The organism is uncultured Zoogloea sp. (assembly GCF_937894855.1).
GTDB classification, from domain to species: Bacteria; Pseudomonadota; Gammaproteobacteria; order Burkholderiales; family Rhodocyclaceae; genus Zoogloea; species Zoogloea oryzae.
In genome coordinates, this window is the sequence record NZ_CALAYQ010000173.1 from 27,935 (window position 1) to 53,973 (window position 26,039).

Here is a 26,039-nt window from a genome sequence, read left to right on the forward strand (position 1 = left end):
TCACGTCACAAAACACACTATCCGCGGCCGTTTCCGGACCGCGGGCACGACGCGAGACAAGACCGGAGGAGGATGGGGATGGCAAACACCGGCGAGACTTCGGCCGAGATGGGCAGCCTGGACACCTTTCCGCGCCTGCTGATGCACCACGCCCGGCAGCGGCCCAATCGGCCGGCGATGCGCGAAAAGGAATACGGCATCTGGCAAACCTACACCTGGGCCGAAGTGGCCGAGCGGGTGCGCGCCATTGCCAGCGGGCTGGCCGAGCTGGGCTTCAAGCGCGGCGACCGCCTGGCGGTGGTCGGCGACAACCGGCCGCGGCTGTACTGGTCGGTGGCGGCCTGCCAGTGCCTGGGCGGCATTCCGGTGATGATGTACCAGGACGCCGTGGCCCAGGAGATGTCCTACGTGATGCAGGACGCGGAGATCCGCTTCGCCTGCGTCGAGGACCAGGAGCAGGTGGACAAGATGCTCGAGATCAAGGAAGGGCTGCCCCTCCTCGAGCACGTCATCTACGACGACCCCCGCGGCCTGCGCCACTACAACCAGACCTTCCTGCACGGCCTGGATGAAGTGCTCGAGATGGGCCGCATCCACGACCGCAACCACCCGGACTTCCTCGGCCACGAGATCGACAAGGGCAGCCCCGACGACGTGTCGGTGATGCTCTACACCTCGGGCACCACCGGCAAGCCCAAGGGCGTGTGCCAGACCCACGGCGCCTTCATCGCCGCGGCCCAGGGCGGCTGCCAGTTCGACAAGCTGTCGGACGAGGACGACATCCTCTCCTACCTGCCGATGGCGTGGGTGGGCGATCACCTGTTCTCCTACGCCCAGGCGCTGGTGGCCGGCTTCACCATCAACTGCCCCGAATCGGGCGAGACGGTGATGAACGACCTGCGCGAGATCGGCCCCACCTATTACTTCGCCCCGCCGCGGGTCTTCGAGAACCTGCTCACCCAGGTGATGATCCGCATGGAAGACGCCGGCGGCATCAAGCGCAAGCTCTTCCATCACTTCATGGACGTGGCCCGCCGCTGCGGCGCGGACATCCTCGACGGCAAGCCGGTCTCCGGCGGCGACCGCCTGCAGTACTGGCTCGGCAACCTGCTGATCTACGGCCCGCTCAAGAACGTGCTCGGCATGAGCCGCATCCGCGTGGCCTACACCGCCGGTGCGGCCATCGGGCCGGATCTGTTCCGCTTCTACCGCTCCATCGGCATCAACCTCAAGCAGCTCTACGGCCAGACCGAAACCTGCGCCTACGTGTGCCTGCAGCCCGACGGCCAGATCAAGCTCGATTCTGTCGGCACCCCGGCGCCGAATGTCGAGGTCAAGCTGGCCGACAACGGCGAGATCCTGGTGCGCGGCCCGATGCTGCTCAAGGCCTACTACAAGCGCCCGGATGCCACCGCCGAGTCCATCAACGCCGAGGGCTACTTCATGACCGGCGACGCGGGCTTCTTCGACGCCGACGGCCACCTGAAGATCATCGATCGCGCCAAGGACGTGGGCAAGCTCACCAGCGGCGGCATGTTTGCGCCCAACTACATCGAGAACAAGCTCAAGTTCTTCCAGCACATCAAGGAAGTCGTGTGCTTTGGCAACGGCCGTGATTTCGTCACCGCGTTTGTGAACATCGACCTGGAAGCCGTGGGCAACTGGGCCGAGCGCAAGGGCATGGCCTACTCGGGCTACACCGATCTCGCCTGCCAGCCGCAGGTGTACGACCTGATCCGCGAGTGCGTCGAGCAGGTCAATGCCGACCTCGCCGCCGACCCCAAGATGTGTGATTCGCAGATCAAGCGCTTCCTCGTGCTCCACAAGGAGCTCGACGCCGACGACGGCGAGCTGACCCGCACCCGCAAGGTCCGCCGCAACTTCGTGGCCGAGAAGTACGAGGTGCTCATCGACGCCCTTTACGCCGGCAAGAAGAGCCAGTTCATCGAAACCCAGGTGACCTACGAGGACGGCCGCACCAACAAGGTGTCTGCCGACCTGCGTATCGAGGACGCCAAGATCTTTCCGCCCGCGCGGAAAGCGGCCTGACGGAGAGCGACCATGGCCAGACAGATTGGCGACGTGATCGTCGACCTCCAGAACATCTCCCTGCGCTTCGGCGGCGTGAAGGCGCTCACCGACATCAGCTTCAACGTGAAGCAGCACGAGATCCGCTCCATCATCGGCCCCAACGGCGCGGGCAAGAGCTCGATGCTCAACGTCATCAACGGCGTGTATCACCCCCAGGAAGGCCAGATCTTCTTCAAGGGGGCGCTGCGCAAGAAGATGGAGCCCCACGAGGCGGCCGAGCAGGGCATCGCCCGCACCTTCCAGAACATCGCGCTGTTCAAGGGCATGACCGTGCTCGACAACATCATGACCGGGCGCAACCTCAAGATGAAGTGCAACTTCCTGCAGCACGCGCTCTACTGGGGCGCAGCGCAGAAGGAAGAGATCGCGCACCGCATCAAGGTGGAAGAGGTGATCGAGTTCCTCGAGATCCAGAACATCCGCAAGACGCCGGTGGGCCGCCTGCCCTACGGCCTGCAGAAGCGCGTCGAGCTGGCCCGGGCGCTCGCCGCCGAGCCGGACATCCTGCTCCTCGACGAACCGATGGCCGGCATGAACGTGGAAGAGAAGCAGGACATGTGTCGCTTCATCCTCGACGTGAATGACCACTACGGCACCACCATCGTCCTCATCGAGCACGACATGGGCGTGGTGATGGACATCTCCGACCGCGTCGTGGTGCTCGACTACGGCAAGAAGATCGGCGATGGCGCACCGGACGAAGTGAAGAACAACCCGGAGGTCATCAAGGCCTACCTGGGCACCTCACACTAAGAGGCGGGGGAGACCATGCAATTTTTCATCGAAGTACTGATCGGCGGCCTGCTGTCGGGCGTCATGTACGCCCTGGTGGCCCTCGGTTTCGTGCTGATCTACAAGGCCTCGGGGGTGTTCAACTTCGCCCAGGGGGCGATGGTGTTCTTCGCCGCGCTCACCTTCGTCGGCTTTCAGGAGGTGCTGCCCGGCTGGCTGGGGCTGGAGGCGGACAGCAGCGGGGTGTTCTGGCTGGCTTTCCTGCTGGCCTTCATCGCGATGATCGTGCTCGGGTCGCTCACCGAGCGCATCGTGCTGCGACCGCTGGTCAATCAGCCGCACATCACGCTCTTCATGGCCACCATCGGCCTCACCTACGTGATCGAGGGCCTCGCCCAGATGACCTGGGGCGCCACCGTGCGCGGGCTGGATCTGGGCATCGTCGATGAGCCCATCGCCTGGCTGATGGACAACTACGAGATCGGCGTCTCCAAGTTCGACCTCTTCGCCGCGGGCGTGGCCGCCTCGCTGGTCGCCCTGCTGGCCCTGCTGTTCCAATACACCAAGGTGGGCCGGGCCCTGCGGGCGGTGGCCGATGACCACCAGGCCGCGCTGTCCATCGGCATCCCGCTGCAGACCATCTGGCGCGTGGTGTGGGCGGTGGCGGGCTTCGTGGCGCTGGTGGCGGGGATGATCTGGGGCGCCCGCAACGGCGTGCAGTTCGCCCTCACCTTCACGGCCCTCAAGGCGCTGCCGGTGCTCATCCTCGGCGGCTTCACCTCGGTGCCCGGCGCCATCGTCGGCGGCCTCATCATCGGCGCCTCCGAAAAGCTGGCCGAGGTGTATGTGGGCCCGTTCGTTGGAGGCGGCATCGAAGGCTGGTTCCCCTACATGCTGGCCCTGGCCTTCCTGCTCGTGCGCCCCGAAGGGCTGTTCGGCGAGAAGCACATCGACCGCGTGTGACCGGGAGCAAGGCGATGAACCGAATCCATGCCTCTGGCGCCGCGACGATGAAGGGTCTGGCCGCCGCGAAGCCTTCTTCCGCGATCAGACAGTCGATGCTGGTGGGCGAAAGGTCGATGTTGAAGGGTGAACTGCTTATGTTCGAGGGCGAAATGTTGATGTTCGACCGTCAACATAAAGGTTTGGAGCGTCAACTCCTTATGTTCGAGGCTGCAACCTTTCTTCGCAGCAACGAAACCTTTCTTCGCAGCGCTGCAACCTTTCTTCGCAGCGACGAAGTGTTTCTTCGCAGCACCGAAACAAAGGGTTTGGGCGTGCAACAGCGTCCTCGCCAGCCTGCGCGCTTCCTGCGCATCGATGCATCCCAGCCCGCGCGCCCCGCAGAGGCCATCGCCGAACACCATAACAAGACTGTCAGCCCGCTGCGGACAGCGGCCTGAGCGGAGAAGGAGACCCACCCATGCTTTACCGTGAAGCCGGCCAGTTCAAGGCCAGTTATGCCGAAGATGCCCGGATCTTTCCGATCCGCCAGGACCGCATCGGGTTCTGGGTGCTGATGCTGGTGTTCGGCGTGGCGGTGCCGCTGCTCGCCGACCAGTACTGGCTCAAGGCCATCCTGATCCCGGTGCTGATCTTCTCCCTCGCCGCCCTCGGGCTGAACATCCTCACCGGTTACGCGGGGCAGTTGTCCCTCGGGTCGGCGGCCTTCATGGCCGTGGGGGCCTTCGCGGCCTACAACTTCATCCTGCGCATCGACGGCATGCCGTTTCTGGTGGCGCTGGTGCTTGCCGGGGCAACCGCGGCGCTGGTGGGCATCCTGTTCGGGCTACCAAGCTTGCGCATCAAGGGCTTCTACCTGGCGGTGGCAACCCTCGCGGCGCAGTTCTTCATCGTCTGGGCGCTGGTGAAGTTTCCGTGGTTCTCCAACAACTCGTCGTCGGGCGTCGTCACCGCCCAGGACGTGACCATCCTCGGCTACACCTTCGCGTCGCCGGAGGCCAAGTACATCCTCACCTTCCTGATCGTGGTGGTGATGGCGCTGCTGGCCAAGAACATGGTCCGCTCCTCCACCGGCCGGGCCTGGATGGCGGTGCGCGACATGGACGTGGCAGCCCAGGTGATCGGTTTCCGCCTGATGCGCACCAAGCTGCTGGCCTTCGCGGTGAGCTCCTTCTACTGCGGCGTGGCCGGCGCGCTCTACGCCTACACCTACATCGGCACTGTCGAGCCCGAAGCCTTCAACCTCGACCTGTCGTTCAAGATCCTCTTCATGATCATCATCGGCGGGGTCGGCTCGATCATGGGCTCCTTCCTCGGGGCGGCCTTCATCGTGCTGCTGCCGATCTTCCTGGACAACTTCGTGCCGATGATCTTCGGCCAATCCCTGGGGGCGGGCTTCGTGTCCAACTTCCAGCTGATCGTGTTCGGCGGGCTGATCATCTTCTTCCTGATCGTCGAGCCCCACGGCCTCGCCCGCCTGTGGCAGATCGCGAAAGAGAAGCTCCGCCTGTGGCCTTTCCCGCACTGACGTTCATGAATAAAGCTACTGCGCGTCCCGATCCTGAAACTCCGGTGCTCGCTGTACCTCACGTACAGCTCCGCTCCTCGTTCCAGCCTCGGGCCTGCTCGCGACGCTTTCTTCACGAACGTGGGTAATAACCCTGTTTCGTCGTAGCACCCACACCAATAAAGGAGACACACCATGAAACTCAAGCACACCGTTCTGCTGGGTGCTGCCATCGCCGGCCTCTTGGGCAGTGCCGTGGCGAGCGCCGACGAACAGTTCATCGGCCTGCCCAGCTATCGCGTCGGCCCCTACGCGGCCGGCGGCGCCGGGATCTTCGGTGGCTGGATCGACTACATGCAGCTCATCAACGAGCGGGACGGTGGCGTCAATGGCGTCAAGCTCACCTGGGAAGAGTGTGAGACCGAATACAACAACGCCCGCGGCGTCGAGTGCTACGAGCGTCTGAAGAAGAAAGGCTCCACCGGCAACTCGGTGTTCCAGCCGGTTTCCACCGGCATCACCTACTCGGTGCTCGAGAAGGTTGCCCAGGACAAGATCCCGATGGTCACCATCGGCTACGGCCGCACCGATGCCGCCGATGGCCGCGTGTTCCCGTGGGTCTTCCCGATGATCACCACCTACTGGTCCCAGGCTTCGGCCATCGTGAACTTCATGGGCCAGAAGGAAGGCGGCATGGACAAGCTGAAGGGCAAGAAGATCGGCCTGCTCTATCACGACTCCGCCTATGGCAAGGAATCCCACGCGATCATGGACAAGCTGGCCGCCAAGCACGGCTTTGAAGTCCTGAAGATCGCGGTGGCCCACCCGGGCAACGAGCAGCAGTCCCAGTGGCTGCAGATCCGCCAGGCCAAGCCCGACTACGTGATCCTGTGGGGCTGGGGCGTGATGAACCCGACGGCGATCAAGGCGGCGGCCAAGACCGGCTTCCCCCGCGAGAAGCTGCTCGGCGTGTGGTGGTCTGGCGCCGAGGAAGACACCATCCCCGCCGGCCCCGCCGCCAAGGGCTTCATTGCTGCCGGCTTCAACGTGCCGGGCGCCAACTACCCGGTCGTCGCCGACATCAAGAAGCACGTGTACGGCAAGGACAAGGGCAACATGGAAGACAAGACCCGCATCGGCTCGGTGTACTACAACCGCGGCGTGGTGCACGGGATCATCACCGTCGAAGCGATCCGCAAGGCTCAGGAGAAGTTCGGCAAGGGCAAGGCGATGACCGGCGAGCAGATGCGCTGGGGCTTCGAGAACCTCAACCTGGATGACGCCCGCCTGAAGGCCCTGGGCGCCACCGGCTTCATGCCGCCGCTCAAGCTGTCGTGTGCTGATCACGAAGGCCCGGGCAAGGTGAAGTTCCAGCAATGGGACGGCAACCAGTGGAAGGTCATCACCGACTGGATCGACTCCGACCGTCCGCTGGTGCGCGGCATGATCGAAGAATCCGCCGCCGCCTACGCCAAGGAAAAAGGCATCAAGCCGCGCGACTGCTCGAAGGAAGGCTGATCGGGGGCCGGTTTCGTCGGGTTACGCCCTGCGGGCTAACCCGACCTACCGAATCCCCGCAGTTGCGTAGGTCGGGTTAGCGCAGCGTAACCCGACATTCCAAGAACAAGAACGACCGAGGGTGGCCCGCGCCGCCCCGCACCGGAGGATGGCCGACGCCATGTCTTACCTCAGCATCAACAACATCGAGGTCATCTACGACCACGTGATCCTCGTGCTCAAGGGCGTCTCGCTGCAGGTGCCCCAGGGCAAGATCGTCGCCCTGCTGGGTGCCAACGGCGCCGGCAAGAGCACGACGCTCAAGTCGATCTCCAACCTGCTGCGGGCCGAGCGCGGTGACGTGACCAAGGGCAGCGTCGAGTTCAAGGGCCGGCGCATCGACCAGCTCACGCCGGCCGATCTGGTGAAGCAGGGCGTGATCCAGGTGATGGAAGGCCGTCACTGCTTCGGTCACCTGTCCATCGAGGAGAACCTCCTCACCGGCGCCTACACCCGCAGCCAGTCCCGCGCGGAGCTGAAGGAGAGCCTGGAGAAGGTGTACGCCTACTTCCCGCGCCTCAAGACCCGCCGCACCTCGCAAGCCGGTTACACCTCGGGCGGCGAGCAGCAGATGTGCGCCATCGGCCGCGCCCTGATGGCCAAGCCCGAGATGATCCTGCTGGACGAACCGTCGATGGGCCTCGCCCCGCAGATCGTCGAGGAGATCTTCGAGATCGTGAAGGACCTCAACAGCAAGGAGAACGTGAGCTTCCTGCTGGCCGAGCAGAACACCATGGTCGCCCTGCGCTACGCCGACTTCGGCTACATCCTGGAGAACGGCCGCGTGGTGATGGAAGGTGACGCCGCCGACCTGCGGACGAACGAAGACGTGAAGGAGTTCTACCTGGGGCTTTCGTCGGAGGGACGGAAGAGTTTCCGGGAAGTGAAGCACTACCGGCGCCGGAAGCGCTGGTTGTCGTAAGGAAGGCTGCGGGGCGCTTCCCTGTAGGTCGGACTTCAGTCCGACATCGCGGGTTGATGCGGTGGTGCCTTCGGTTGGCAGGGATTGGCCGGGGAGTTCGTTCCGGCGGGCGACCTACTTTTTTGCTTCGCCAAAGAAGTAGGCAAGAAAGGCGACCCGGCTTCGGCGGTCATTCGCTTTGCGAATGACTCCCCTGCGCTGCTCCCGTCAGGCGGCCGGCGCAGAACTCGCCCTGCGGGCTCAGACAGCTGCGCCGGAAAGCCCCGCCCGCCGGTGCGCTGCTCGGCGCCTCAGACGGGCTCCGGGGAACCACCGAGCCTTGGCTGGATGGAGTGCGGAGTTGACGCGGTTTTGGGTAGGTCGGGTTAGCGCAGCGTAACCCGACGTGGCCTGGTGCCAGCGCGTGTCGGTCGGTCGGGTTCGGGCGTCGGGTTACGCTGCGCTAACCCGACCTACGTGAATGTCTTTGCTTCCTTTATTGGTGAAGCAAGAGAGTCGGTCGCCCGCCGGGGGGAGTCTCGGCCAACGAATGTGCTGTAGGTCGGACTTCAGTCCGACAAGCCCGGGTTGATGTGGCATTGATGTCGGACTGAAGTCCGACCTACACGGTGCCTTTGGTTGGCAGGGGGGCGGGGGCGCTACCTCGCCAACGGTACGTTGATAACAGGAAAAAACGTCCTGCAACCGGACGAACGAAAAAACCAGAAGGACGCGGAGACCCAATGAACTACTACGACGCCCGTGAAACCCGCGATCCCCTTGATCGCGAGCGCGAACTCCTCGCCCGGCTGCCCGCTCAGGTGGCTCACGCCAAGGCCCACGCGCCGGCCTTCGCCGCGCTGCTGAAGGATGTGGACCCGGCCGCGATCACCACCCGCGAGGCGCTGGCCACGCTGCCGGTGATCCGCAAGTCCGATCTCTCCGAACTGCAGAAGGCCGCGCGGCCCTTCGGCGGGCTGGCGGCGGTGCGGTGGGGCAGCGCCTGCGCCCGGGTGTTCGCCTCGCCGGGGCCGATCTACGAGCCCGAGGGCGCCCGCAAGGATTACTGGCGGCTCGCCCGGGCGTTTTACGCGGCGGGTTTCCGCGCCGGCGATCTGGTCCACAACACCTTCTCATATCACTTCACCCCTGCCGGTTCGATGATGGAAACCGCCGCCCATGCGCTGGGCTGCACGGTGTTCCCGGCGGGCGTCGGCCAGACCGAGATGCAGCTTGCCGCGATGCTCGACCTGCGGCCCGATGCCTACGCCGGCACGCCGTCCTTCCTGCGCATCCTGCTGGAGAAAGCCGACGAGCAGGGCGTGAAGCTCGACAGCCTGAAGAAGGCTTTTGTCTCCGGCGAGGCCTTTCCGCCCAGCCAGCGTGAGGCCCTCGCGGCCCGCGGCATCCAGGCTTACCAGGCTTACGCCACCGCCGATCTGGGCCTCATTGCCTTCGAGACGCCGGCCCGGGAGGGCATGGTGCTCGACGAGGAAGTGATCCTCGAGATCGTCCGCCCCGGCACCGGCGATCCGGTGGCGCCCGGCGAGGTGGGCGAGGTGGTGGTGACCACCTTCAACCCCGACTACCCGCTGATCCGCTTCGGCACCGGCGACCTGTCGGCGATCCTGCCGGGCATCTCGCCCTGCGGCCGCACGAATACGCGGATCAAGGGCTGGCTCGGGCGGGCCGACCAGACCACCAAAGTGAAGGGCATGTTCGTGCATCCGGGCCAGGTGGCGGCAGTGCTCAAGCGCCACCCGGAGATCGGCCGCGGTCGGCTGGTGGTGGACAACCCGGATCTCGCCGACCGGATGACCCTCCACTGCGAACTCGCCGCCCCGGCCGAGGGCCTCGCCGAGGCGGTGGCGGCCTCGATCCGCGAGCTCACCAAGCTGCGCGGCGAGGTGACCTTCTGCGCGCCCGGGAGCCTTGCCAACGACGGCAAGGTGATCGACGACCAGCGCAAGTACGAGTGATCCGTCGGGCTGCCGGCATCCCCGGCGGCCCCTTGCGGAAAGCCCGGATCGAACCGGGCCCGGCCTTCAGGCACACTGGCGTGATGTTGCCCGTCACGCCATTTTTCTGAGCGATGCAGAGCCTGCTGCTGCTCCTTCCCGACTTCGCGCTGATCGCGATGGGCGTGCTCCTGCGCCGTTATTTCGGGCTGGCGGACGCCTTCTGGACCGGCGTCGAGAAGTTGGTCTATTTCATCTTCTTCCCCGCATTGCTGTTCCACGCCCTGGCCCGGGCGACGATCGACATCGCCGCCATGGGCCCGCTGTTCGTGGTCGGGCTGGTCACGATGGCAGCCGGCTTGCTGCTGGGCCTTGCCGGGCGGCCGCTGATGGGGCTGGACGCGATGGCCTTCGCGTCGCGCCTGCAGTGCGCCTATCGTTTCAACACCTACATCGGCATTGCGGTGGCCGGCAAACTGTCGGGGGCGGCCGGCGTGGCGACCATGGGTGCCCTGTGCGGGGCGATGGTGCCCTTTGCCAACATGGCGGCCGTGGCGATGCTGGTACGCCACGGCCAGGGCCGGCTGTGGCAGGAGCTGGCGAAGAATCCGCTGATCATCGCAACCCTGGCCGGGCTGGCGTTCAACCTGTCGGGTGCGCAGCTGCCGGCGCCGGTGGTGCCTTTCCTGCAGCGGCTGGCGGATGCGGCGGTGACCCTGGGCCTGCTGGCGGTCGGCGCGGCGCTGCGGCTGGGGCGCAGCGAAGGCGGGCGTTTCGGGACGATCTATCTGTGCGCCGTGAAGCTGGTGGCGCTGCCGGCTGTGGCCTGGGGGCTGGGGCGGGCGCTGGGGCTCACGGGCGTGGCCTTCCAGGTGGCGGTGGCGTTTGCCGCCCTGCCGACGGCGTCGTCGGCCTACATTCTGGCGATGCGGCTGGGGGGCGACGGGCCCGGCGTGGCGCGGCTGATCTCGGCCACCACGGTGGCCGCGGCGGTGACGCTGACGGCCTGGCTGACGCTGCTGCGCGCGGCCTGAGGCCCAATGGCAAAACCCCGGCGGGTGCCGGGGTTGTGGGGAGATTACTTGTCCTTGCTGCGGCTGGACTTGGCCGGGGCGGGTGCCGGGGCCGGCGCGGCCTGGGCGGCCTTGGAGGCATCCGCGGCGCCCTGCATCAGGTTCCACGGCCACATGCCGCTGGCGAAGGGGTTGGGCTGGGCGGCTTCGGGGGTGCTGCCGCCTTCCGAGGCGATCTTGCTCATGGCCTGCATGGTGGCGATGGTGGCGCGCTGCATCTCGAGGCCCTGGGTGGCCATCTGCAGGGAGCTGAGGTTCATCTTGAGCCAGTTCTCGACGGCCTTCATGTCGGCGATGCGCTTGTCGAGCTCATCCACGTCGAGGGTCGGGGTGACCATGCCGGGCAGGCTGAAGCCCATCTTGCCCCACATGCTGCGCATGAATTCCAGCGGATCCTGTGCATTGTTTTCGGTGCTCATTGCTCTCCCCCTTTTGTCTGGTTGTGAAATCAGTGATTGATCTTAACCGAAGCGTACTCCGCCCGCATCAGCCTTGGGTTTTTCGTTGCAGCAGGGCCCGCAGCTTGGCCGGGCGGACGGGCTTGTGCAGGAGCGGAATCTCGGCCTGCTGGGCGGCGTTGGCGGTGGCCGACGAGGTGTCGCCGCTGAGGATGATCGCCGGGATCGGCTTGCCGAAGTGGGCGCGCAGGCGCTGGATGGTCTCGAGTCCGTCGGCGGCGCCGGCGATCTGGTAGTCGGACAGGATGATGTCCGGCGGCGAGCCGGCGGCTTCAAGGGCGGTGAGGATGTCGGCCTGGTTGTCGGCGGCGCTGACCTGGCAGCCCCAGGATTCGAGCAGCCCGACGGTGCTGGCGACGGCCAGTTCGTCGTCGTCCACCAGCGCCACGTGGAGCCCGTTGAGGGCCTGGCTGGCAACCGGGTGGCTGCCCTCGGCGACGACCCCGGGGGCGGCGGTGGGCAGCTCGACCGCGAACACCGCACCGCGGCCGGGGCTGGACTTGAGGGACAGGGGGTGGTCGAGGAGATCGGTGAGCCGGCGCACGATGGCGAGGCCCAGCCCGAGGCCCTTGGCCCGATTGCGCTCCGGGTTGTCGAGCTGGACGAACTCCTGAAAGATCGCCTCCTGGGCGTCGGGGGCGATGCCGGGGCCGTTGTCGCGCACCTCGATGCGCACCCGCCGGCCGCGCTTGCGGCAGCACAGCAGGATGGTGCCGCCCGGGGCGTAGCGCAGGGCGTTGCTGATGAGGTTGTGGAGGATGCGTTCGAGCAGCAGCGGATCGCTCTCGACCCACAGGCTGGTGGGGCGCAGGCGCAGGCGCTGACCGCGCATCTCGGCCTCGCGGCGGTAATCCACTTCGATCCGTTCGAGCAGCGGCTGGAGCGGGAAGGGCTTGATCTGGCGGTCGAGCACGCCCACGTCGAGGCGCGAGATGTCGAGCAGGCTGTCGAGGAGGTTTTCCATCGTCTCGGCCGACACCGCGATCTGTTCGACCAGCCGGTGGGTGTCGGGGGCGTGGGGCTTCTGGCCGAGCTCGGCGACGAACAGCCCGAGGGCGTGCATGGGCTGGCGCAGGTCGTGGCTGGCGGCCGCCAGGAAGCGGGTCTTGGCCCGGTTGCCCCGTTCGGCTTCTTCCTTCTTTTCGAGGAGCTCGCGGGTGGCGGCCTCGATCTGGCGTTCGAGATCCTCCCGCGAGGCGCCGAGCTTGTCGGCCATGTCGTTGACGCCCTCGGCGAGGGTGCGCAGGCTGCGCCCGCCTTCAACCGGCACGCGGGCGGCGAGATCGCCCTGGCCGAAGCGGGTGACGGTGGTGGCGATGCGCTGGATCGGGCCGGAGATGCCGCGGCTCATCCGCAGGGCCAGGGCCACGCTGGCGATGAGCACGGTGATCACCATCAGGAAGGCGTGCCAGAGCAGGTGGCGCTCTTCGGCGCGCAGGGAATCCTGGGTCATCTCGACGAGCACCTCGCCGCGCTGTTCGGTGCCGGTGGGGGCGTTGCCATTGCCGTTGCCGAGGAAGGCGTCCTCGATGTTCACGCCAACCCCGGTGACCGGTTCGCGGAAGCGCTGGGGCGGATCGTCGCTCCCCGGAGGGCGAGGATCCGGGGTGGCGAGTTCGGTGAGCACCTGCTGCTGGGGGCCGAAGACCACCACGCGCACCACATCCTTCTCGACCACGATGGCGTTGCTCAGCTTGCGCAGGCTTTCGAGGTTGCCCGAGAACACGCCGTACTCGCTGGCGGCGGCGAGCTGGCGCGCCAGCGCCTTGCCCCGCTGGCGATGGACTTCTTCGAGGTCGGAGAGCCGGGATGAGGTGAAGTAGCCGATCAGCAATGACGCCATCACCATCGTCGGCAGCACCGCGATGAGGATGGTCCGGGCCCGGATGTCGAGGTTGCGTTCGCTGATCATGGCGGGTTCTCCGCACGTTCGAGCCGCTCGCGCAGTACGTTGGCGTCTTCGAGGGTGATGCCCAGGGAGCGGGCGACGTAGGTGTTGGTGCTGATCCGGAACTGGCGCGGCGCGGTGGGCGGCGGCAGGCTGCCGCTGACGAGCCCGATCCGGGCGGCCTCGCCGGCCTGCTGGCCGATCTGGGCTGGCGTGCTGTAGAGGGCGAACAGGGCGCCGGCCTTGACGTAGGCGGGCGAGAAGCCGATCACCGGCGAGCGGTGGTGATAGGCCGTCAGGAGGATGTTGGAGATGGTCCGGTTGTTGAAGAGCTGGGTGTCGGGCACCGCCAGCAGCACGGTGGGCTCGGCCAGCATGCGCTGCAGGGCGGGGTAGAGATCGCTCTCCTCGCTGGCGTACTCGAGCACCGGGCGCAGCCGCTTGTCCCGGGCGCTGGCCTGCAGGCGGCTGCCCAGCTCGGTGCTCTCGCGGCCGACCACCAGGCCGACCCGCGGCCAGTCGGGCAGGGCAATGCGCAGCAGCTCGATCTGCCGCGACGCGGGCTGGTCGATGAACACCGCCGACACCCGCCGGGTGTCGTCACCCCGGTTGGGCAGGCGCTCGTAGGCGCTGCGCGGCAGCAGGGTGTGGAGGATCAGGGTGCGGGGGGCGAGGTTGGCGATGGTCTGGGCGGCGCGGGTGCCGAAGGTGACCACCAGCCCGGTGTTGCCGAGGGCGGCGGCGTCTTCGGCGCGCAGCGGAAGCATCAGCGTCTGGGGGCGGTGGCCGGCATTGCGCAGCTCGTTGGTGAGGGCCTCGGCGGCTTCGCTGAAGGCGGCGCTCTCTTCTGACATCACGAGCACCACCGATGCGGCGAGCGCGTGCAGCGGCACCCCGCAGGCCAGGAGGGCCAGCAGGGTGACGACGAAGGCGCGCCGGATCAGCCTCATCAGGCGTCAGAGTTCCAGAGTCACGCCGGCGAAGATGGTACGGGCCCACCAGGAGGTGTCTGGCGCGTAGGTCTGATCCGGGCCGTCCACGTTGCGGGCGGTGACGGAGACCTCACCCCGGGCGATGCTGGCCGGGAGACGGCGGGCGAGGCGCAGGTCGAGCTGGCGGTAGGGCGCGGTCTTGTGCCAGTTGTCCTGGTACCAGCTCATCGACCCGATCCAGTGCTTGGCAAAGCTGAACTGCCAGCCGGGCAGGAACTCCCACGCGCCGAAGAGGGTGGAGCTCTGCTTGGGCGCGCTGTATTCGATCCAGCCGCTGGAGTTGGTTTTGGCTTCGGTGGCGCTGAAGTTGGGGTTGTCGATGCGCAGGGCGGTGTGGTGGGCCGTCAGCCAGGTGCGCGGGGACGGGCGCCAGGTGGCCGAGATCTCCAGGCCGCGGATGTTGGCCTCGCCACTGTTGGTGAAGTAGCGCGTGTTGCTGCGGGAGAAAAGGCCGACGGTGGATGGCTCGAGCTTCATCTCGACCAGATCGCGGGCGCGTTCGAGGAACAGCCGGGCGTCGATGATGGTGGCGATCTCGCGCAGCTCGGCCAGATAGCCCAGCTCATAGGTGGTGATCCGCTCGGCATGGAGATCGGGCGACGGGCGGAAGGTCTGGTTGATCGGGGTGCCCGCCGGGATGGTCCGCCCGGGAATCGAGAACGGCGCCGAGTTGCTGAAGATCATGCTGGACCTCTGCTCGAACGCCATCGGGTTGCGATGGGAGCGGTTGACCGAGATACGCCAGGTCTGGCTGTCCGTCATATGATAGTTGGCTGACACCCGCGGTGCCAGTGCCACCCGGGTGAGGGAGTTGTCCTCGATCATCGTCCCGACGTTGAACAGCCAGCGCTCGCTGGCGCGCCACTCGAGGGTGCCGAAGGCGCGGGTCACGGTGCTGCGCACCGGCTCGTTGGTGTTGAAGCGTGACGGCGCGGCGATCAGGTCGGTGCGCCAGCCGGCGCCGATCACGGCCCGCAGCGACGGGGCCAGGGTGGTGATGCGCTGGAGTTCCAGGTCGTCGCGGGTGGCCTTGAAGTCGTAGTCGAAGCGCACCGGCACGTAGATTGTCCGGGTTGTGCCGCCGAGGGTGACGCGTGCCGGCACGTCGAGGTTGTAGTGGTCGCGGCCGTTTTCTTCCTGGTGGTAGAAGGTGACGGTCAGCTCCTCGCCGGGGGCCGGGGCGTTGCGCCAGCGCAGCAGGCCGAAGCCGGTGTAGATGCGCATCGGCCGTTCGGGGTCGGTGGCGTTCTGATCCTTGCCGGTGCCTTCGTGGGAGTCGGTCCAGCCGGTCTGGAAGTCGACACTGTTCGCGCTGTCGGCGCGCCATTCGGTGTTGAGGGTGGCGAGCTGGGTGTAGCGCCAGTCGTTGATGTTCTGTGCGCCCTTGTCGTAGTTGCCGAAGCCGTGGTCGTAGGTGCGCGAGACGGAGAGGCGCATGGCCACGTCGTTGAACTGGTGGCCGATGCGGGCACCGACATCGTTGATGCCGTTGTCGCCCACGCGGTAGCGTACTGCGCCGCCGAGGGTCTCGGAGGGCGAACGGGTGATGATGTTGGCCACGCCGAGGAAGGCGTTGCTGCCGTAGGTCGCCGATCTGGTTCCACTCGACCCCGGAGATCAGGTAGGGCGAGTAGATCGAGCGGCCGTCCACCTGCACCAGCATCCGCCGGGGGGCGTCGTCGGACAGCCCGTGGTAGGTGACCAGCGGCTGGTTGCCGGTGTGCATCCCGAGCTGAAAACCGGGCACGAGGCGAAACAGCTCGTAGATGTTGCGCGCACCTGATGCGCGGATCATCTCCCGGTCGAGAACGGTGACGGCGCCCGGCGCATCGGCCGGCGCCTGGGACAGGCGCGTGGCCGACAGCACGACCGGCAGGTCACTCAGGTGACCGGCCTCGCTGATGTCATCGGGGTTGGCAAGCGCTGTCAGCGGCAGGAGCGTGATCAGCAGGGGGAGCGTGCGCAGGGGCGCAGAGAGGCGATGTGTAATCTTGATGGGCGGCATGGTTTTTGCCGAATTGGCTAGCAAACCACGATTTTGTACGTTTTGGGCAGGGCTGGGTAGGCTAAACTGCCAAGGCGAATCGAAAACCGACTTATCCGCAATGAATTGGCGGCCATGATGCAGACACGTATTCTGATTATCGAAGACCATGTGCTGGTGAGGGAAGCCATGGCCCTGACCCTTGCCCAGGTGGGCGAGGGCGTGCACTGCCAGCAGGCCAGCAATGCCACCGATGCGCTCGCGCTCCTTGAGGCCGATCCGGACTGTGACCTGCTGGTCGTCGATCTGATGCTGCCGGAAATCAATGGTTTTTCCCTGCTTGGCGTGATCGCCAAGCGCTTTCCCGACGTGCCGGCCCTGGTGGTGTCGGCGCTGGACGACCGGGAGTCGGTGCAGCGGGCGATGAAGGCCGGTGCGTCCGGTTTCGTCTCCAAGGCGAGCCCCAGCAACACCCTGATCGAAGCCGTGCGTACCGTGCTGGCCGGCGGGGTGTTCACCCCCGAGGCGGCCACCGGCGGCAGCGATGGCGGCAGCCGCAGCCGGCGCGCCAGCCAGGCCTTCGCCGAACGCTTCCAGCTCACTGCGGCCCAGGGCCGGGTGCTCGAGCTCGTGGCCCAGGGCAAGTCGAACCGGGACATCGCGGAGTTCCTTGGTCTGTCGGAAGGCACCGTGAAGGTCCACGTCTCGGCCATCCTGCGGGCGTTGGGGGTGACCAGCCGGGCGCAGGCCCTGCTGATGATGACCCGGGCTGGTCTGCGGGTCTGAGGTTCTGGCGGTATTGCGTCCGGTCGCTTCCGCGACGTCCGGGCGAGCAGGGATGTATGCACCACCTTTTTGCGAACAATTCTTATTACTGATTATAATCGGGCGCAATGGATCACTGCCGGGCGATTGTCGATGAGTCGGATTGAAGGGCGAGGTGACTGCTGATGGGTGCTGCAGCGCCGGTCGTCGCAACGGTTTCACTGCCGCGCAGCCTGCTCAGGGGCGAGCGCCGGCCACAGATTGCCCTGGTGGGCCTGCCGCGCACCGGCAAGAGCACCATCTTCCAGGCGGCCTCGAGCACCGCGGTCGAATCCGGCCAGCTCGACGGCAGCAGCCTGGCTTTCTCCACCTGCCAGGTCAATGTCGGCCTCGAGGAGGCCGCCCTCGTCGATCTGCCGCCCCTGCGCAGCTTTCATGATCTCGACGAGGCCGACCGCCTGCTGCTGATGGCGCTCCTCACCGGGCAGCCGGCGCGGCATGGGCAGGCCGGCTTCAAGGCGCCCGACCTGCTGATCCAGGTGGTGGACGCCACCGCCCTCGAATCCAGCCTGGCGCTGGCCCAGGAACTCTGCGAGCTGGGCAAGCCGCTGGTGATCGCCCTCAACCGCCTCGACGAGGCCCGCGAGAAGGGCGTCTACATCAACGTGGCGGCGCTGTCCGAGGCGCTCGGCGTGCCGGTGGTGCCCACCGTCGCCCACATGGGCAAGGGCATCACCACCGTCTTCGAGACGGCGCTCCAGCTGCTCCACGCCCGAAGCTGCCCGCTGCCCCAGCTGCCCAGCGCTCACCTGCGCAAGGCCCTGGCGCCGCTCAACGCAATCCTCGACACGCCGGAGGTGGAGGCCGCCTTCCGCGTGCCCCGGGCGCTGCTGCTCACCCAGGTGGCGCGGGGCGACACCTGGTTCGCGTCCGAGCTGGCCCGGCATTTCCCCGATCTGGTGCCGGCCGTCGAGGCGGCTCGCGCCGACGCCGCCCGGGTGCTGCCACGGCCGCTGCCGGACGAGCTCTTCGCTGATCGCCACTACCGGGCGGCGGCGCTCCACGAACAGGTCAGCCGGCTCGGCCACGCCGCCGAGAAGGCCGGCTGGAAGCGCGCCCTCGACCGCATCTTCCTGCACCCCCGCTGGGGTTTCATCGGCACGCTGGCGGTGTTTGCGCTGGTGCTGTTCATGGTCTTCGAGGTGAGCACCGCCCTCGACGCGCTCACCTCCGCGCCGCTGGCGGCGTGGGTCGGCCAGTGGGAGCCGGACACCACGCTCGGCGTCATCGGGCGTGCGGTGGCCGACGGCCTCGTGGGCCTCGTCGGCATCGTGGTGCCCTACATGCTGCCGCTGGTGCTGCTGCTGGTGAGCCTTGAAGAATCGGGGATCATGCACCGGGTCGCCTTCGTGGTGGATCGGGGCTTTCACCGCATCGGACTGCATGGCGGCGTGGCGGTGCCTTTCCTGCTGGGGCTGGGCTGCAACGTGCCGGCGCTGTCGGCGGTGGCGGCCAGTTCGTCCGGGCGCGAGCGCATCGTGGCGTCGCTCCTCATCACCTTCGTGCCGTGCTCGGCGCGCTCGGCCATCGTGCTGGCGATCGGCGGCAAATACCTCGGCTGGGAAGGCGTGCTGGGCATCTTCCTGCTGACGATGCTGATCATCGCGGTGGCCGGCAAGCTGCTTACCCGCCGCTACGTGAAGGCCAGCCCGGGCCTGATCCAGGCGATCCCGTCCTACGCGCTGCCCCAGTGGCGGCGTCTGCTGGCGATTACCTGGGAGCGCACCAGCGACATCCTGACCATCGTCACGCCGCTGCTGGTGCTGGGCAGCGTGGTGCTGGCGCTGCTGGCCCACTTCGGTGCCGATGAAGTGATAAACATGCTGCTGCTGCCGGTGACGAGCTGGTGGCTGGGCCTGCCGGTGGCGCTGGGCGTGCCGATCCTGTTTGGCGTGCTGCGCAAGGAGCTGTCGCTGCTGATGGTCTATCAGGCCCTCGGCACCCAGGACATCTCGCTCCAGCTGGGCTGGGTGCAGATCGCCACCTTCCTGGTCTTCCTGACTTTCTACGTGCCCTGCGTGTCCACCTTTGCGGTGATGCTGAAGACTATCGGCAAGCGCGACGCGGTGTTCTCGGTGGGGCTGTCGGTGGCCGTGGCGCTGGGCATCGCGGCGCTGTGCCGGATCGTCCTGCAGGGCGTCAATCTGGTTTTCTGAGGCGGATCAGTCCCGCGGGCGCAGGCGTTCGAGGGATTCGTCCAGCCCGGCCGCGCTGCGCAGGAGCGGCGGTTCGCTGTCCTCCAGCCGGGCGGCCGGATTGCCCGGCGCGGCCGCTGGCGTGGCGACGACCTCGGGCTCGCGCACGATGCGCGGGGTGATGACCACCACCGTCTCGGTGCTGGTGCCCGCATCCTCCCAGTGGGAAAACGCAGCCCCCAGCACGGGCAGCTCGCCCAGCACCGGAATGCCCGAGCGCTTGTAGTTGGCGCTGTTGCGGATCAGCCCGCCGATGAAGATCGCCTGCCCGTCCTCGGCGATCAGGGTGGTGTTCACCTGCGTGCTGTTCTTCGACGGGATGCTGTTGTTCACGCTCGCGGTGCTCACCTCGGGGTGGATCTTCATCAGGATGCGGCCGCGCTCGTCGATGGACGGCGTGACCCGCAGGATCACCCCGGATTCGAGAAACTGGATGGATTCGGTGGTCACCTGGTTGATGGTGGTCGTCACCTTGTAGCCGGTCTGGTCGCCGATGGAGGTGATCGCCTGCTGGTTTTCCAGCGCCAGCAGCTTGGGCGTGGCGAGGGTATGCACCCGGCCCTTGCTGGCCAGTGCGCTCAGGTAGATGTTCAGGTTGTCGCTCACCACGCTGAAGAACAGCCCGCTGGCGGTGCGGTCGGCGAGGCCCTTGGTGCCCACGCTGTAGCTGCGATCGCTGCCGCCCACGATCTTCGACCAATCCACCCCGAAGGCCTCGCTGCGGTCGAGCCGCACCTCGAGGATCTTGGCCTCGATGAGGATCTGGCGGGGCTGCACGTCCACCTGCTGGAGCAGGGTCTCGATGCGATCGACGAAGGCCGGCTGGTCTTCGACGACGATCAGGTTGCGTTCGAGCAGCGGGGTGATCTTGCCGTAGCGGGAGATGTGCTTGGTGAGGATGTCGGCGACCGTCTTGGGGTTGGAGTACTGGACCTTGAAGGTGCGCAGCCGGGTGTTGCCGGAGAGGCCGTCGAGCCCGGCGTCCTTGCGCTCGACCACCAGGAAGGTGTCGCCGCGGCGCTCGGCCACGTAGCCGGCGGCCTCGGCCACGGTGCGCACGGCCTCGTCGGCGCTCACGTTGTAGAGGTTGACCGACACGTTGCCGGTGACGCCCTTGCCCACCAGCACGTTGATCTTCTCGTTGCGGGAGAGCATCTCGAACACGTCGCCCACCGGCACGTCGCGCAGATTGACGGTGATTCGGCGGGGCGCGGGGTCGGCGGCGAAGGCGGCCGGCTGGCCGGTGGCGGCGAGGGCGCAGGCCACGAGGGCGGTGGCGAGGCGATGGCGGATCACGGTCTGGACTCCCGGGGCGGACGGCGCATGTCGAGGGTGACGCGGCGTCCGTCCTTCTCAAAAACGGCCTGGTATTCGGTGACCGACAGCAGGCGGTAGCCGTCGAGTTTTTCGCCGATGGCGACCATCTGGCCGTCCACGTTGGCGAGGGAACTGGGGCCGGACAGCAGCACGCCGCGCAGGCGGGGCTGCCATTCGACGGGCGCCGGCGCTTCGCCCGCGACGGGCGCAAGGGCGGTGCCGCCGGGCCGGCGGAAGGGGTCGTGGTGCAGCCTGGGCTCGGCAGCGGTGGCCGCCGTGGCGATGAGCAGCAGGAGGGCGGGGGGCAGGCGGTGCTTCATGGCTGGCGGGCGCCCGGACGGCGATACACGGCGAGGCGCAGGCGCAGGTTCACGCTGCCGCTGCTCGCCTGTCGGGTGAAACGGAGCTCCTGCAGGCCGGCGTTGGGCAGGCGGGCCTCGATGGCGGCGAGCCAGCCCACCAGCTGCGGGTAGCTGCCGCCGGCTTCCAGGTCGTAACGGGTTTCGACGAGGCCGTCGGATTCGCTCTGCTGGCCCGGAAACACCGGCAGCAGCTCGACGCCCTGGCTGCGGGCCAGGCTGTCGAGCACGCCGGGCAGGCGCGCCGGCGCGGTGTCGGCGGCGTCGAGGGTGGTTTCGAGGCGGGCCGCTTCGGCTCCCAGGGCGTCGGCCCGGGCCTGCTGGTCGGGCAGGCTGGCGATGGCCTCGCGGATGCCGGCGGCCTGGGCGAGCACCGCCTGGCGCGACTGCCACGCCGGGCGCAGGATCTGGCCCCAGCCCACCAGCAGGATCACCGCCGACAGGGCGCCGGCGACGAGCCGCAGCACGCGGATGTCGAGGGCGAGGAGGGCGCGGGGAAACTTCACGACTTGTCTCCGCTACGCAGCGTGAGCGGGCAGCTGAGGGCGAACTCCATCAGCTCGAAGCGGTTGTACTGCTTGACGTTGCCGGGCACCAGCCGGGGCTTGGCGCAGGGGCCGGCGCTGGCGAGGGCCTCGGCGAACGCGCCGATGGTGGCCGGGTCCGGCGCCTTTCCGTGGATGGCCAGGCTGGCGTCGGCCGGGGCGATGGTGGTGCCGGGCTGGGGCAGGGCGGGGATGCGGGTGTAGATCAGCTCGTCAAACCACACCGACTCGCCCAGGGCGTCGTCGATGGGCACGAGCACGCCGCCCACCACGTCGGGGCCGCGCAGGGCGGCGATCTTGCGGGACAGCTCGCGGGCTTCATCGACCCGCGCGTTGAGGGCGGTGAGCCGGGCCGCGATGCGGTCGCTGTCGCGGCGCTGGGCTTGCAGGGTCTGCAGCGCGGTGGTGGCCTGGCGGTTGGCGATTTCGATCCCGACGCGCGCTGCGGCGACCGCGGCGATGGCGCAGCCGACGGCGACCAGCCCGCCGCGCAGGGTGCGTCGCGCCCGCTGTTCGGCACGCCAGGAGGCGGGGATCAGGTCGATGTCGGCCATGTCAGGCGGTCGCGCGCAGGGCGAGGCCGGCGGCGACGGTCATCCCGGCCGGCGGTTCGACGATGGGCACGCCCTCGTTGCCGGGGATCTTCCACAGGTCGAGCACCTGCACGGGCATCGCCAGCAGGCGGCCGATGAATTCGGCAGCGCCGTCCAGGCGGGCGATGCTGCCGCAGATGTAGATGCCATCCACCGAGCCGCCGTGGGTCTGGGAGGCGAAGTAGATCAGCACCCGCGCCACCTCGTGGGCGAGCTGCTGGAAATCCGGCTGGAGCAGCTCGACGATGGTGCTGCTGATCTCGTCGCCACGGCTGGGCAGGCCGTGCTTGCGCAGCAGGGCGAGGGCCCGTTCGGCGGGCAGGTCGAGGTTGCGGGCGAGGGTGTCGGCCAGATGGGCTTCGCCGAAGTCGAGGCTGCGGTCGAACATCAGCCGGCGGCCCCACAGCAGGGTGAGGTAGCTGTGGCGGGCGCCGAAGTTGATGATGAGCTGGTTGGCCCGTGGATCGCCGGTGACCAGCGCCCGGGCGACCCGGGCCAGCGCGGCGGGGCCGATGTCCACGGCCACGGGCTCAAGCCCGGCGGACTGGAGCAGTTCGAGATGGGCGATGACCCGCTCCCGGGGGGCCACGGCGACCACCGCCGAGCGCAGGTTGCTCTCGGGCGGGCGGCGGATCGGGAGCACGTCCACCACCGCGTCGTCGAGGCCGCTCTTGAAGCGATCCTTGAGGGTGCGCAGCAGGGTGGCGGTGTCGTCCTGGCCGTTGGGGGTGGTGTAGTCCACCGAGATGACCTGCAGCTCACCCGGCGGCAGCACGCTGACCACGCGCCGGCCGCGAAAACCGTGGCGCTTGAACCCGTCGCGGACGAAGCTGCGGAAGGCCGCCGGATCGGCGAGCAGCTCGGCGCGGGGCGTGGGGTAGGGCAGCCCGGCCACCGCCTGCCAGCGCAGCTCGGTGCCGGCACGGGTGATCTGGGCGAGGTTGAGGCGCTCGCTGGCGAGATCAAAGCCGATGGGCGTGTTCCGCCGGATGGCGGGCCACGGGGCATTGAGGCCGGCGAGGCGGCCTTTCAGGGATGTCCAGAGTGCGTTGTACTCCATGGCACCCATATCGGCGGGCGCCGGTCATTCCTTGAGCATCGAGGCCTAATTGGTGGTGATGACGAGGCGGGGTTCCTGGCGCAGGCTTTCGCGGCTGGAAATGGTGGCGGAGTCCTCGCCGAAGGTCATCAGGGCGACCAGCCCGTTGTTGGGCCGCACGCCGTCGACCCATTCCTGCACCGTGGTGGTGATGTTCACCTCCCAGTAGCGCTGGGGCGAGGCGCCCAGGGGCAGGGAGAGGGTGCCGGCGAGGCTGTTGGCGAAGGTGCCGCCGGCGTTGGTCCAGGCGAGGTCCGGGGCGTTCTGGCGCCTGCTCCAGCTGACGCCGCCGCTCGAGATGGCGCCGTTCTGGGTGCCTTCGAGCCAGCTTTCGGTGAGCGGGTAGAGCTTGGCGCTGAGGGAGAGGCTGAGGATGACCGAGTTCTCCACGTGGAAGGACAGGATGGCGCGCTTGATGACGGTGCCGGCAGGTATGTTCGACAGGTCGAAACGCAGGATCGGCCGGTTGTCAGGAATGTAGGCGACCTGCAGCGGTGTGGTGGTGCCGTAGTTGACGTTGCTGGGCAGGTTGCTGGAGACGTAGGCGTCGGCAGCCGGCAGGCGCACGCTGCCGCCCATCGCGCCGAGCACACCGGTTGCGTCGAGGGTCGAGGCGATGATCTGCACGTCGTCGAGCCGCCCGAGGAAGTTCTCGTTGTAGGGGGTGTTGCCGATCAGCAGGTTGCGGCTGTTGACGACAGGCGTGTTGCCGAAGCTGGCCGTGAAGGTGCCGACGAGATTGCCATCCACGTAGAGCTTGATCTGGCGCAGGATGTCCTTGTAGGTGGCGGCCAGGTGGTAGTAGGTGCCGGGTTTCAGGTTGAGGCCGGTGGTGGTGTAGGTGCGCCAGGCGTTGTTGGCGAAGTATTCGAAGTACATCTCGCCGTCGCGGGTGCCCATGGCGTAGTTGGCCTCGTTGGCGGCGGTGCCTTTGTAGAGGACGGGGCGTTTGCCGTTGCGATCGCTCATGTTGATCCAGGCGGCCAGACTGAAGTCGCCGCTCATGGAGAGGTCGCTGGTGTGGGTGACCGTGATCTTGCCTGCCGAGCCAAAGCTGAGCGCGCCGCCAGCCACGCCGCCAGCGCTGCTCCAGCTGCCGCCGGTGACGCTGCCGGTGTGGCCGCCGATGGCGTCGCCGGCAGAGGCGCCGGTGGTCTCGTCGAGCTTCCACCAGGCCACCCGGCCGCTGATGCCGTCCTGGGGTGGGTTGAGCGCGCCGCAGGGGGCGATGTACTTGATGACCAGCTTGGGGATGCGGGTGGCGTCGGAGGCCTCGGCCGAGGCGTAGGCCTCGCTGAAGCTGGAGGTGGGGACGAGCAGGACACCGTAGTTGGGATAGCGTTGGTCCACCCAGCCCTGGACGAGGTTGGTGAGGCCCCAGGTGATCGTGTAGCCCGACAGGTAGTAGTGGGTGTGAGGCGTATCGAGCGCGCTCGTCGACTCGACGCTGGGGCCGACCATCTGCCAGGCCTTGAAGCCGTCGCGGGTCAGCCAGGTAGCGCCGTCGGCGGCGTTGCTGCCGTTCTTGGTGCCGGGCTCCCAGGGCTCGAGCACCCGGTGGGCGTTCACGACGCGCCCCGACAGGGACAGGCTGCCGGCGTTCTCCCGGTACAGGACGAGCTGGGCGTCGACGATGCGGCTGCCCTTCGGGAGTGTGGAGAGGTCGAACTGGAGCAGGGGGTAGCTGGCGCCCTGCTGGAGCAGCAGGGTGGTGGAAGCGCCGTAGTTCTTCGCCAAATTGGTGGCGTCAAGGTAGGTGTCGGCGCCGCTGCTGTCGGTCTTGACGGTGTAGGTGAGGGTGTTGCCGGCGGTCTTGGGCACCTGCCGGCTGACCGTGACCCGGGCGCCTGGCAGTCCGCTGGCCAGGGTGGCGGTGGCGGTGAGGGTGACCGGGCTGCCGGAGGTGGGGCTGACGCTGACCTTGTAGCTGTCGCTGCCTGCCGCGGTGGCGGGCAGGTCGGTGTAGCCGCTGCAGGTGGTGAGCTGGTTGAGCTTCCAGGTGGCGTGGGCGATGCCGGCCTCGGCGAGGCGGCGGGCCCGTTCGGCTTCGCGCAGGTTGCTGCGGGCGCCGGTGCCGATGTCCTGCACGAGGCCGAAGGTGATCACCCCGATGACGATCAGCAGCAGGCTGACCGGCAGCAGCAGAAAGCCCCGGACGCGGCGGCTCATCGCGCCCCCACCCGCAGGCGGCGCGACCAGCTGCCGGTTTCACCGCCGGGGCCGGTCAGGGTGAGCTGGACGAGGACTTCCCGGTAGCGCCGGTTGCCGGTGGCGACGCGGGTGACGCTGAAGGCGGTCACGTTGTCGGCGATGGGGCGCACGGAGTAGTCGTTGCCGTTGAAGGGCGCGATGTTGGGCAGGCGCTCCACCAGCTGGGTGCCTACCCGGTAATACACCACCGGGTCGATCCAGTCGGCGCCGGTCCTGGGGGCGACCGGCGCGCTGCCGATGGTGCCGTTCTCGTCGTTGTCGGCGACGCTCACGCCGTAATCCACCAGGCCGTTCCCGTCGTCGTCGATGCCGATGATGCCGGCGCCGCCGTCGTTGGTCTCGTCGGCGGGGAGGTCGTCGTCCACGACGCCGTTCTTGTTGTTGTCGGCATCGGCGTAGCCGTCGCCGTTGCGGTCGAGCCCGGGTGGCAGGGCTACCGCGAGCACGTCGCGGGTGGTGGTGGTCACTTCGAGGGGCACCATCAGACGGGTGCTGGCCTCGACCATCGCGGCGATGCGCTCCAGCGCCAGCCGGGCGTCGCGCTGCAGGGTGGCGCGTTCTCCGATCACGGCGTCGCTCTGGCGCAGGCCGCCGAGCATGCCGGCGAGGCTGCCCAGCACCAGCGCGGCGATCATCGCGGCGACCAGCAGCTCGACCAGGGCGACACCCCGCTGCGGCTTCATCGGGTCACCAGGGTGGTCATCTCGACCGGCGGGTCGGTGATGGCGGCGCGGACCCAGATCAGGTCGGCGTCGGTGCCGGTGAAGGGGTTGTTGTCGCCGTCGGCGTTG

22 protein-coding genes and 1 pseudogene are annotated in these 26,039 nt (G+C 67.6%); 11 read left to right on the forward strand and 12 right to left on the reverse strand.

All coding sequences use genetic code 11. The features are described from left to right. Positions 1–78 precede the first annotated feature (78 nt). From Q0672_RS19330 to Q0672_RS19370, 9 genes are all read left to right on the forward strand, one after another. Positions 79–2,049 (forward strand): long-chain fatty acid--CoA ligase, encoded by a 1,971-nt coding sequence (locus tag Q0672_RS19330; protein ID WP_298624874.1) that lies wholly within the window; start codon positions 79–81, stop codon positions 2,047–2,049. A 12-nt stretch (positions 2,050–2,061) separates the two neighbouring features. Then, positions 2,062–2,844: an ABC transporter ATP-binding protein gene (locus Q0672_RS19335; protein WP_284187078.1), complete on the forward strand. Its 783-nt coding sequence runs from the start codon at positions 2,062–2,064 to the stop codon at positions 2,842–2,844. A 15-nt stretch (positions 2,845–2,859) separates the two neighbouring features. Further along, positions 2,860–3,786, forward strand: coding sequence for a branched-chain amino acid ABC transporter permease (locus Q0672_RS19340; RefSeq protein ID WP_284187077.1), 927 nt, complete (start codon positions 2,860–2,862; stop codon positions 3,784–3,786). Positions 3,787–3,800: 14 nt separating this feature from the next. Continuing rightward, positions 3,801–4,226: a hypothetical protein gene (locus Q0672_RS19345; protein ID WP_298624878.1), complete on the forward strand. Its 426-nt coding sequence runs from the start codon at positions 3,801–3,803 to the stop codon at positions 4,224–4,226. A 20-nt stretch (positions 4,227–4,246) separates the two neighbouring features. Further along, positions 4,247–5,314: a branched-chain amino acid ABC transporter permease gene (locus tag Q0672_RS19350; protein WP_284187075.1), complete on the forward strand. Its 1,068-nt coding sequence runs from the start codon at positions 4,247–4,249 to the stop codon at positions 5,312–5,314. A 174-nt stretch (positions 5,315–5,488) separates the two neighbouring features. Further along, positions 5,489–6,811 (forward strand): ABC transporter substrate-binding protein, encoded by a 1,323-nt coding sequence (locus Q0672_RS19355; RefSeq protein ID WP_284187074.1) that lies wholly within the window; start codon positions 5,489–5,491, stop codon positions 6,809–6,811. 160 nt (positions 6,812–6,971) lie between these two features. Further along, positions 6,972–7,772 carry an ABC transporter ATP-binding protein gene (locus Q0672_RS19360; RefSeq protein WP_284187073.1) on the forward strand — a complete coding sequence of 267 codons (801 nt, stop codon included), beginning with the start codon at positions 6,972–6,974 and terminating at the stop codon, positions 7,770–7,772. 722 nt (positions 7,773–8,494) lie between these two features. Further along, positions 8,495–9,730: a phenylacetate--CoA ligase family protein gene (locus tag Q0672_RS19365; RefSeq protein WP_153163140.1), complete on the forward strand. Its 1,236-nt coding sequence runs from the start codon at positions 8,495–8,497 to the stop codon at positions 9,728–9,730. 113 nt (positions 9,731–9,843) lie between these two features. Further along, entirely contained in the window at positions 9,844–10,743 is a 900-nt protein-coding gene (locus Q0672_RS19370; RefSeq protein ID WP_298624882.1) for an AEC family transporter, read from the forward strand. A gap of 44 nt (positions 10,744–10,787) precedes the next feature. Here Q0672_RS19370 and Q0672_RS19375 read toward each other — a convergent pair whose 3' ends face one another. The 5 genes and pseudogenes from Q0672_RS19375 to Q0672_RS23550 form a co-directional block, all read right to left on the reverse strand. Continuing rightward, positions 10,788–11,201 carry a PhaM family polyhydroxyalkanoate granule multifunctional regulatory protein gene (locus Q0672_RS19375; protein ID WP_153163142.1) on the reverse strand — a complete coding sequence of 138 codons (414 nt, stop codon included), beginning with the start codon at positions 11,199–11,201 and terminating at the stop codon, positions 10,788–10,790. A 67-nt stretch (positions 11,202–11,268) separates the two neighbouring features. Continuing rightward, positions 11,269–13,152, reverse strand: a complete 1,884-nt coding sequence (locus tag Q0672_RS19380; protein ID WP_298624885.1) for an ATP-binding protein — start codon at positions 13,150–13,152, stop codon at positions 11,269–11,271. After that, positions 13,149–14,078, reverse strand: coding sequence for an ABC transporter substrate binding protein (locus Q0672_RS19385; protein ID WP_298624887.1), 930 nt, complete (start codon positions 14,076–14,078; stop codon positions 13,149–13,151). The genes Q0672_RS19380 and Q0672_RS19385 overlap by 4 nt, the downstream gene beginning before the upstream one ends. A gap of 6 nt (positions 14,079–14,084) precedes the next feature. Beyond that, entirely contained in the window at positions 14,085–15,680 is a 1,596-nt protein-coding gene (locus tag Q0672_RS19390) for a TonB-dependent siderophore receptor (RefSeq protein WP_298624889.1), read from the reverse strand. Between the two features lie 73 nt (positions 15,681–15,753). Continuing rightward, positions 15,754–16,275, reverse strand: a pseudogene (locus Q0672_RS23550) (TonB-dependent receptor plug domain-containing protein); the annotation flags it as partial. Between Q0672_RS23550 and Q0672_RS19395 the strand changes: the two are divergent. Both Q0672_RS19395 and Q0672_RS19400 read left to right on the forward strand, forming a co-directional pair. Continuing rightward, positions 16,240–16,890 carry a response regulator transcription factor gene (locus Q0672_RS19395; RefSeq protein ID WP_298624891.1) on the forward strand — a complete coding sequence of 217 codons (651 nt, stop codon included), beginning with the start codon at positions 16,240–16,242 and terminating at the stop codon, positions 16,888–16,890. The pseudogene Q0672_RS23550 and the gene Q0672_RS19395 overlap by 36 nt on opposite strands. Positions 16,891–17,054: 164 nt before the next feature. Beyond that, positions 17,055–19,085: a ferrous iron transporter B gene (locus Q0672_RS19400; protein ID WP_298624893.1), complete on the forward strand. Its 2,031-nt coding sequence runs from the start codon at positions 17,055–17,057 to the stop codon at positions 19,083–19,085. Positions 19,086–19,091: 6 nt separating this feature from the next. Here the strand turns inward: Q0672_RS19400 and Q0672_RS19405 are convergent, their stop codons facing one another. The 7 genes from Q0672_RS19405 to Q0672_RS19435 are packed head-to-tail and all read right to left on the reverse strand — an operon-like array spanning position 19,092 to position 25,931. Beyond that, a complete protein-coding gene (locus Q0672_RS19405; protein WP_298624895.1) occupies positions 19,092–20,420 on the reverse strand; it encodes a type II secretion system protein GspD in 1,329 nt (442 codons plus the stop codon). Further along, the gene (locus Q0672_RS19410) at positions 20,417–20,761 is read right to left on the reverse strand and encodes a hypothetical protein (protein WP_298624897.1); all 345 of its coding nucleotides are present in this window, start codon (positions 20,759–20,761) and stop codon (positions 20,417–20,419) included. Before Q0672_RS19410 ends, Q0672_RS19405 begins: the two co-directional genes overlap by 4 nt. After that, positions 20,758–21,306: a hypothetical protein gene (locus Q0672_RS19415; RefSeq protein ID WP_298624899.1), complete on the reverse strand. Its 549-nt coding sequence runs from the start codon at positions 21,304–21,306 to the stop codon at positions 20,758–20,760. Before Q0672_RS19415 ends, Q0672_RS19410 begins: the two co-directional genes overlap by 4 nt. Continuing rightward, positions 21,303–21,899, reverse strand: a complete 597-nt coding sequence (locus Q0672_RS19420) for a DUF6752 domain-containing protein (protein WP_298624901.1) — start codon at positions 21,897–21,899, stop codon at positions 21,303–21,305. Before Q0672_RS19420 ends, Q0672_RS19415 begins: the two co-directional genes overlap by 4 nt. A gap of 1 nt (position 21,900) precedes the next feature. Next, positions 21,901–22,998 carry a pilus assembly protein PilM gene (gene pilM, locus Q0672_RS19425; RefSeq protein ID WP_298624903.1) on the reverse strand — a complete coding sequence of 366 codons (1,098 nt, stop codon included), beginning with the start codon at positions 22,996–22,998 and terminating at the stop codon, positions 21,901–21,903. A gap of 45 nt (positions 22,999–23,043) precedes the next feature. Next, a complete protein-coding gene (locus Q0672_RS19430) occupies positions 23,044–25,206 on the reverse strand; it encodes a DNRLRE domain-containing protein (RefSeq protein ID WP_298624905.1) in 2,163 nt (720 codons plus the stop codon). Beyond that, positions 25,203–25,931, reverse strand: a complete 729-nt coding sequence (locus Q0672_RS19435) for a PilW family protein (RefSeq protein ID WP_298624907.1) — start codon at positions 25,929–25,931, stop codon at positions 25,203–25,205. Before Q0672_RS19435 ends, Q0672_RS19430 begins: the two co-directional genes overlap by 4 nt. Positions 25,932–26,039: the final 108 nt, after the last annotated feature.

Bases quoted from the DNA above. Each gene is read 5' to 3' on its own strand.
- Q0672_RS19330 (WP_298624874.1), top strand. From the start codon at position 79: ATGGCAAACACCGGCGAGACTTCGGCCGAGATGGGCAGCCTGGACACC.
- Q0672_RS19335 (WP_284187078.1), top strand. From the start codon at position 2,062: ATGGCCAGACAGATTGGCGACGTGATCGTCGACCTCCAGAACATCTCC.
- Q0672_RS19340 (WP_284187077.1), top strand. From the start codon at position 2,860: ATGCAATTTTTCATCGAAGTACTGATCGGCGGCCTGCTGTCGGGCGTC.
- Q0672_RS19345 (WP_298624878.1), top strand. From the start codon at position 3,801: ATGAACCGAATCCATGCCTCTGGCGCCGCGACGATGAAGGGTCTGGCC.
- Q0672_RS19350 (WP_284187075.1), top strand. From the start codon at position 4,247: ATGCTTTACCGTGAAGCCGGCCAGTTCAAGGCCAGTTATGCCGAAGAT.
- Q0672_RS19355 (WP_284187074.1), top strand. From the start codon at position 5,489: ATGAAACTCAAGCACACCGTTCTGCTGGGTGCTGCCATCGCCGGCCTC.
- Q0672_RS19360 (WP_284187073.1), top strand. From the start codon at position 6,972: ATGTCTTACCTCAGCATCAACAACATCGAGGTCATCTACGACCACGTG.
- Q0672_RS19365 (WP_153163140.1), top strand. From the start codon at position 8,495: ATGAACTACTACGACGCCCGTGAAACCCGCGATCCCCTTGATCGCGAG.
- Q0672_RS19370 (WP_298624882.1), top strand. From the start codon at position 9,844: ATGCAGAGCCTGCTGCTGCTCCTTCCCGACTTCGCGCTGATCGCGATG.
- Q0672_RS19375 (WP_153163142.1), bottom strand. From the start codon at position 11,201: ATGAGCACCGAAAACAATGCACAGGATCCGCTGGAATTCATGCGCAGC.
- Q0672_RS19380 (WP_298624885.1), bottom strand. From the start codon at position 13,152: ATGATCAGCGAACGCAACCTCGACATCCGGGCCCGGACCATCCTCATC.
- Q0672_RS19385 (WP_298624887.1), bottom strand. From the start codon at position 14,078: ATGAGGCTGATCCGGCGCGCCTTCGTCGTCACCCTGCTGGCCCTCCTG.
- Q0672_RS19395 (WP_298624891.1), top strand. From the start codon at position 16,240: ATGATGCAGACACGTATTCTGATTATCGAAGACCATGTGCTGGTGAGG.
- Q0672_RS19400 (WP_298624893.1), top strand. From the start codon at position 17,055: ATGGGTGCTGCAGCGCCGGTCGTCGCAACGGTTTCACTGCCGCGCAGC.
- Q0672_RS19410 (WP_298624897.1), bottom strand. From the start codon at position 20,761: ATGAAGCACCGCCTGCCCCCCGCCCTCCTGCTGCTCATCGCCACGGCG.
- Q0672_RS19420 (WP_298624901.1), bottom strand. From the start codon at position 21,899: ATGGCCGACATCGACCTGATCCCCGCCTCCTGGCGTGCCGAACAGCGG.
- pilM (WP_298624903.1), bottom strand. From the start codon at position 22,998: ATGGAGTACAACGCACTCTGGACATCCCTGAAAGGCCGCCTCGCCGGC.
- Q0672_RS19430 (WP_298624905.1), bottom strand. From the start codon at position 25,206: ATGAGCCGCCGCGTCCGGGGCTTTCTGCTGCTGCCGGTCAGCCTGCTG.
- Q0672_RS19435 (WP_298624907.1), bottom strand. From the start codon at position 25,931: ATGAAGCCGCAGCGGGGTGTCGCCCTGGTCGAGCTGCTGGTCGCCGCG.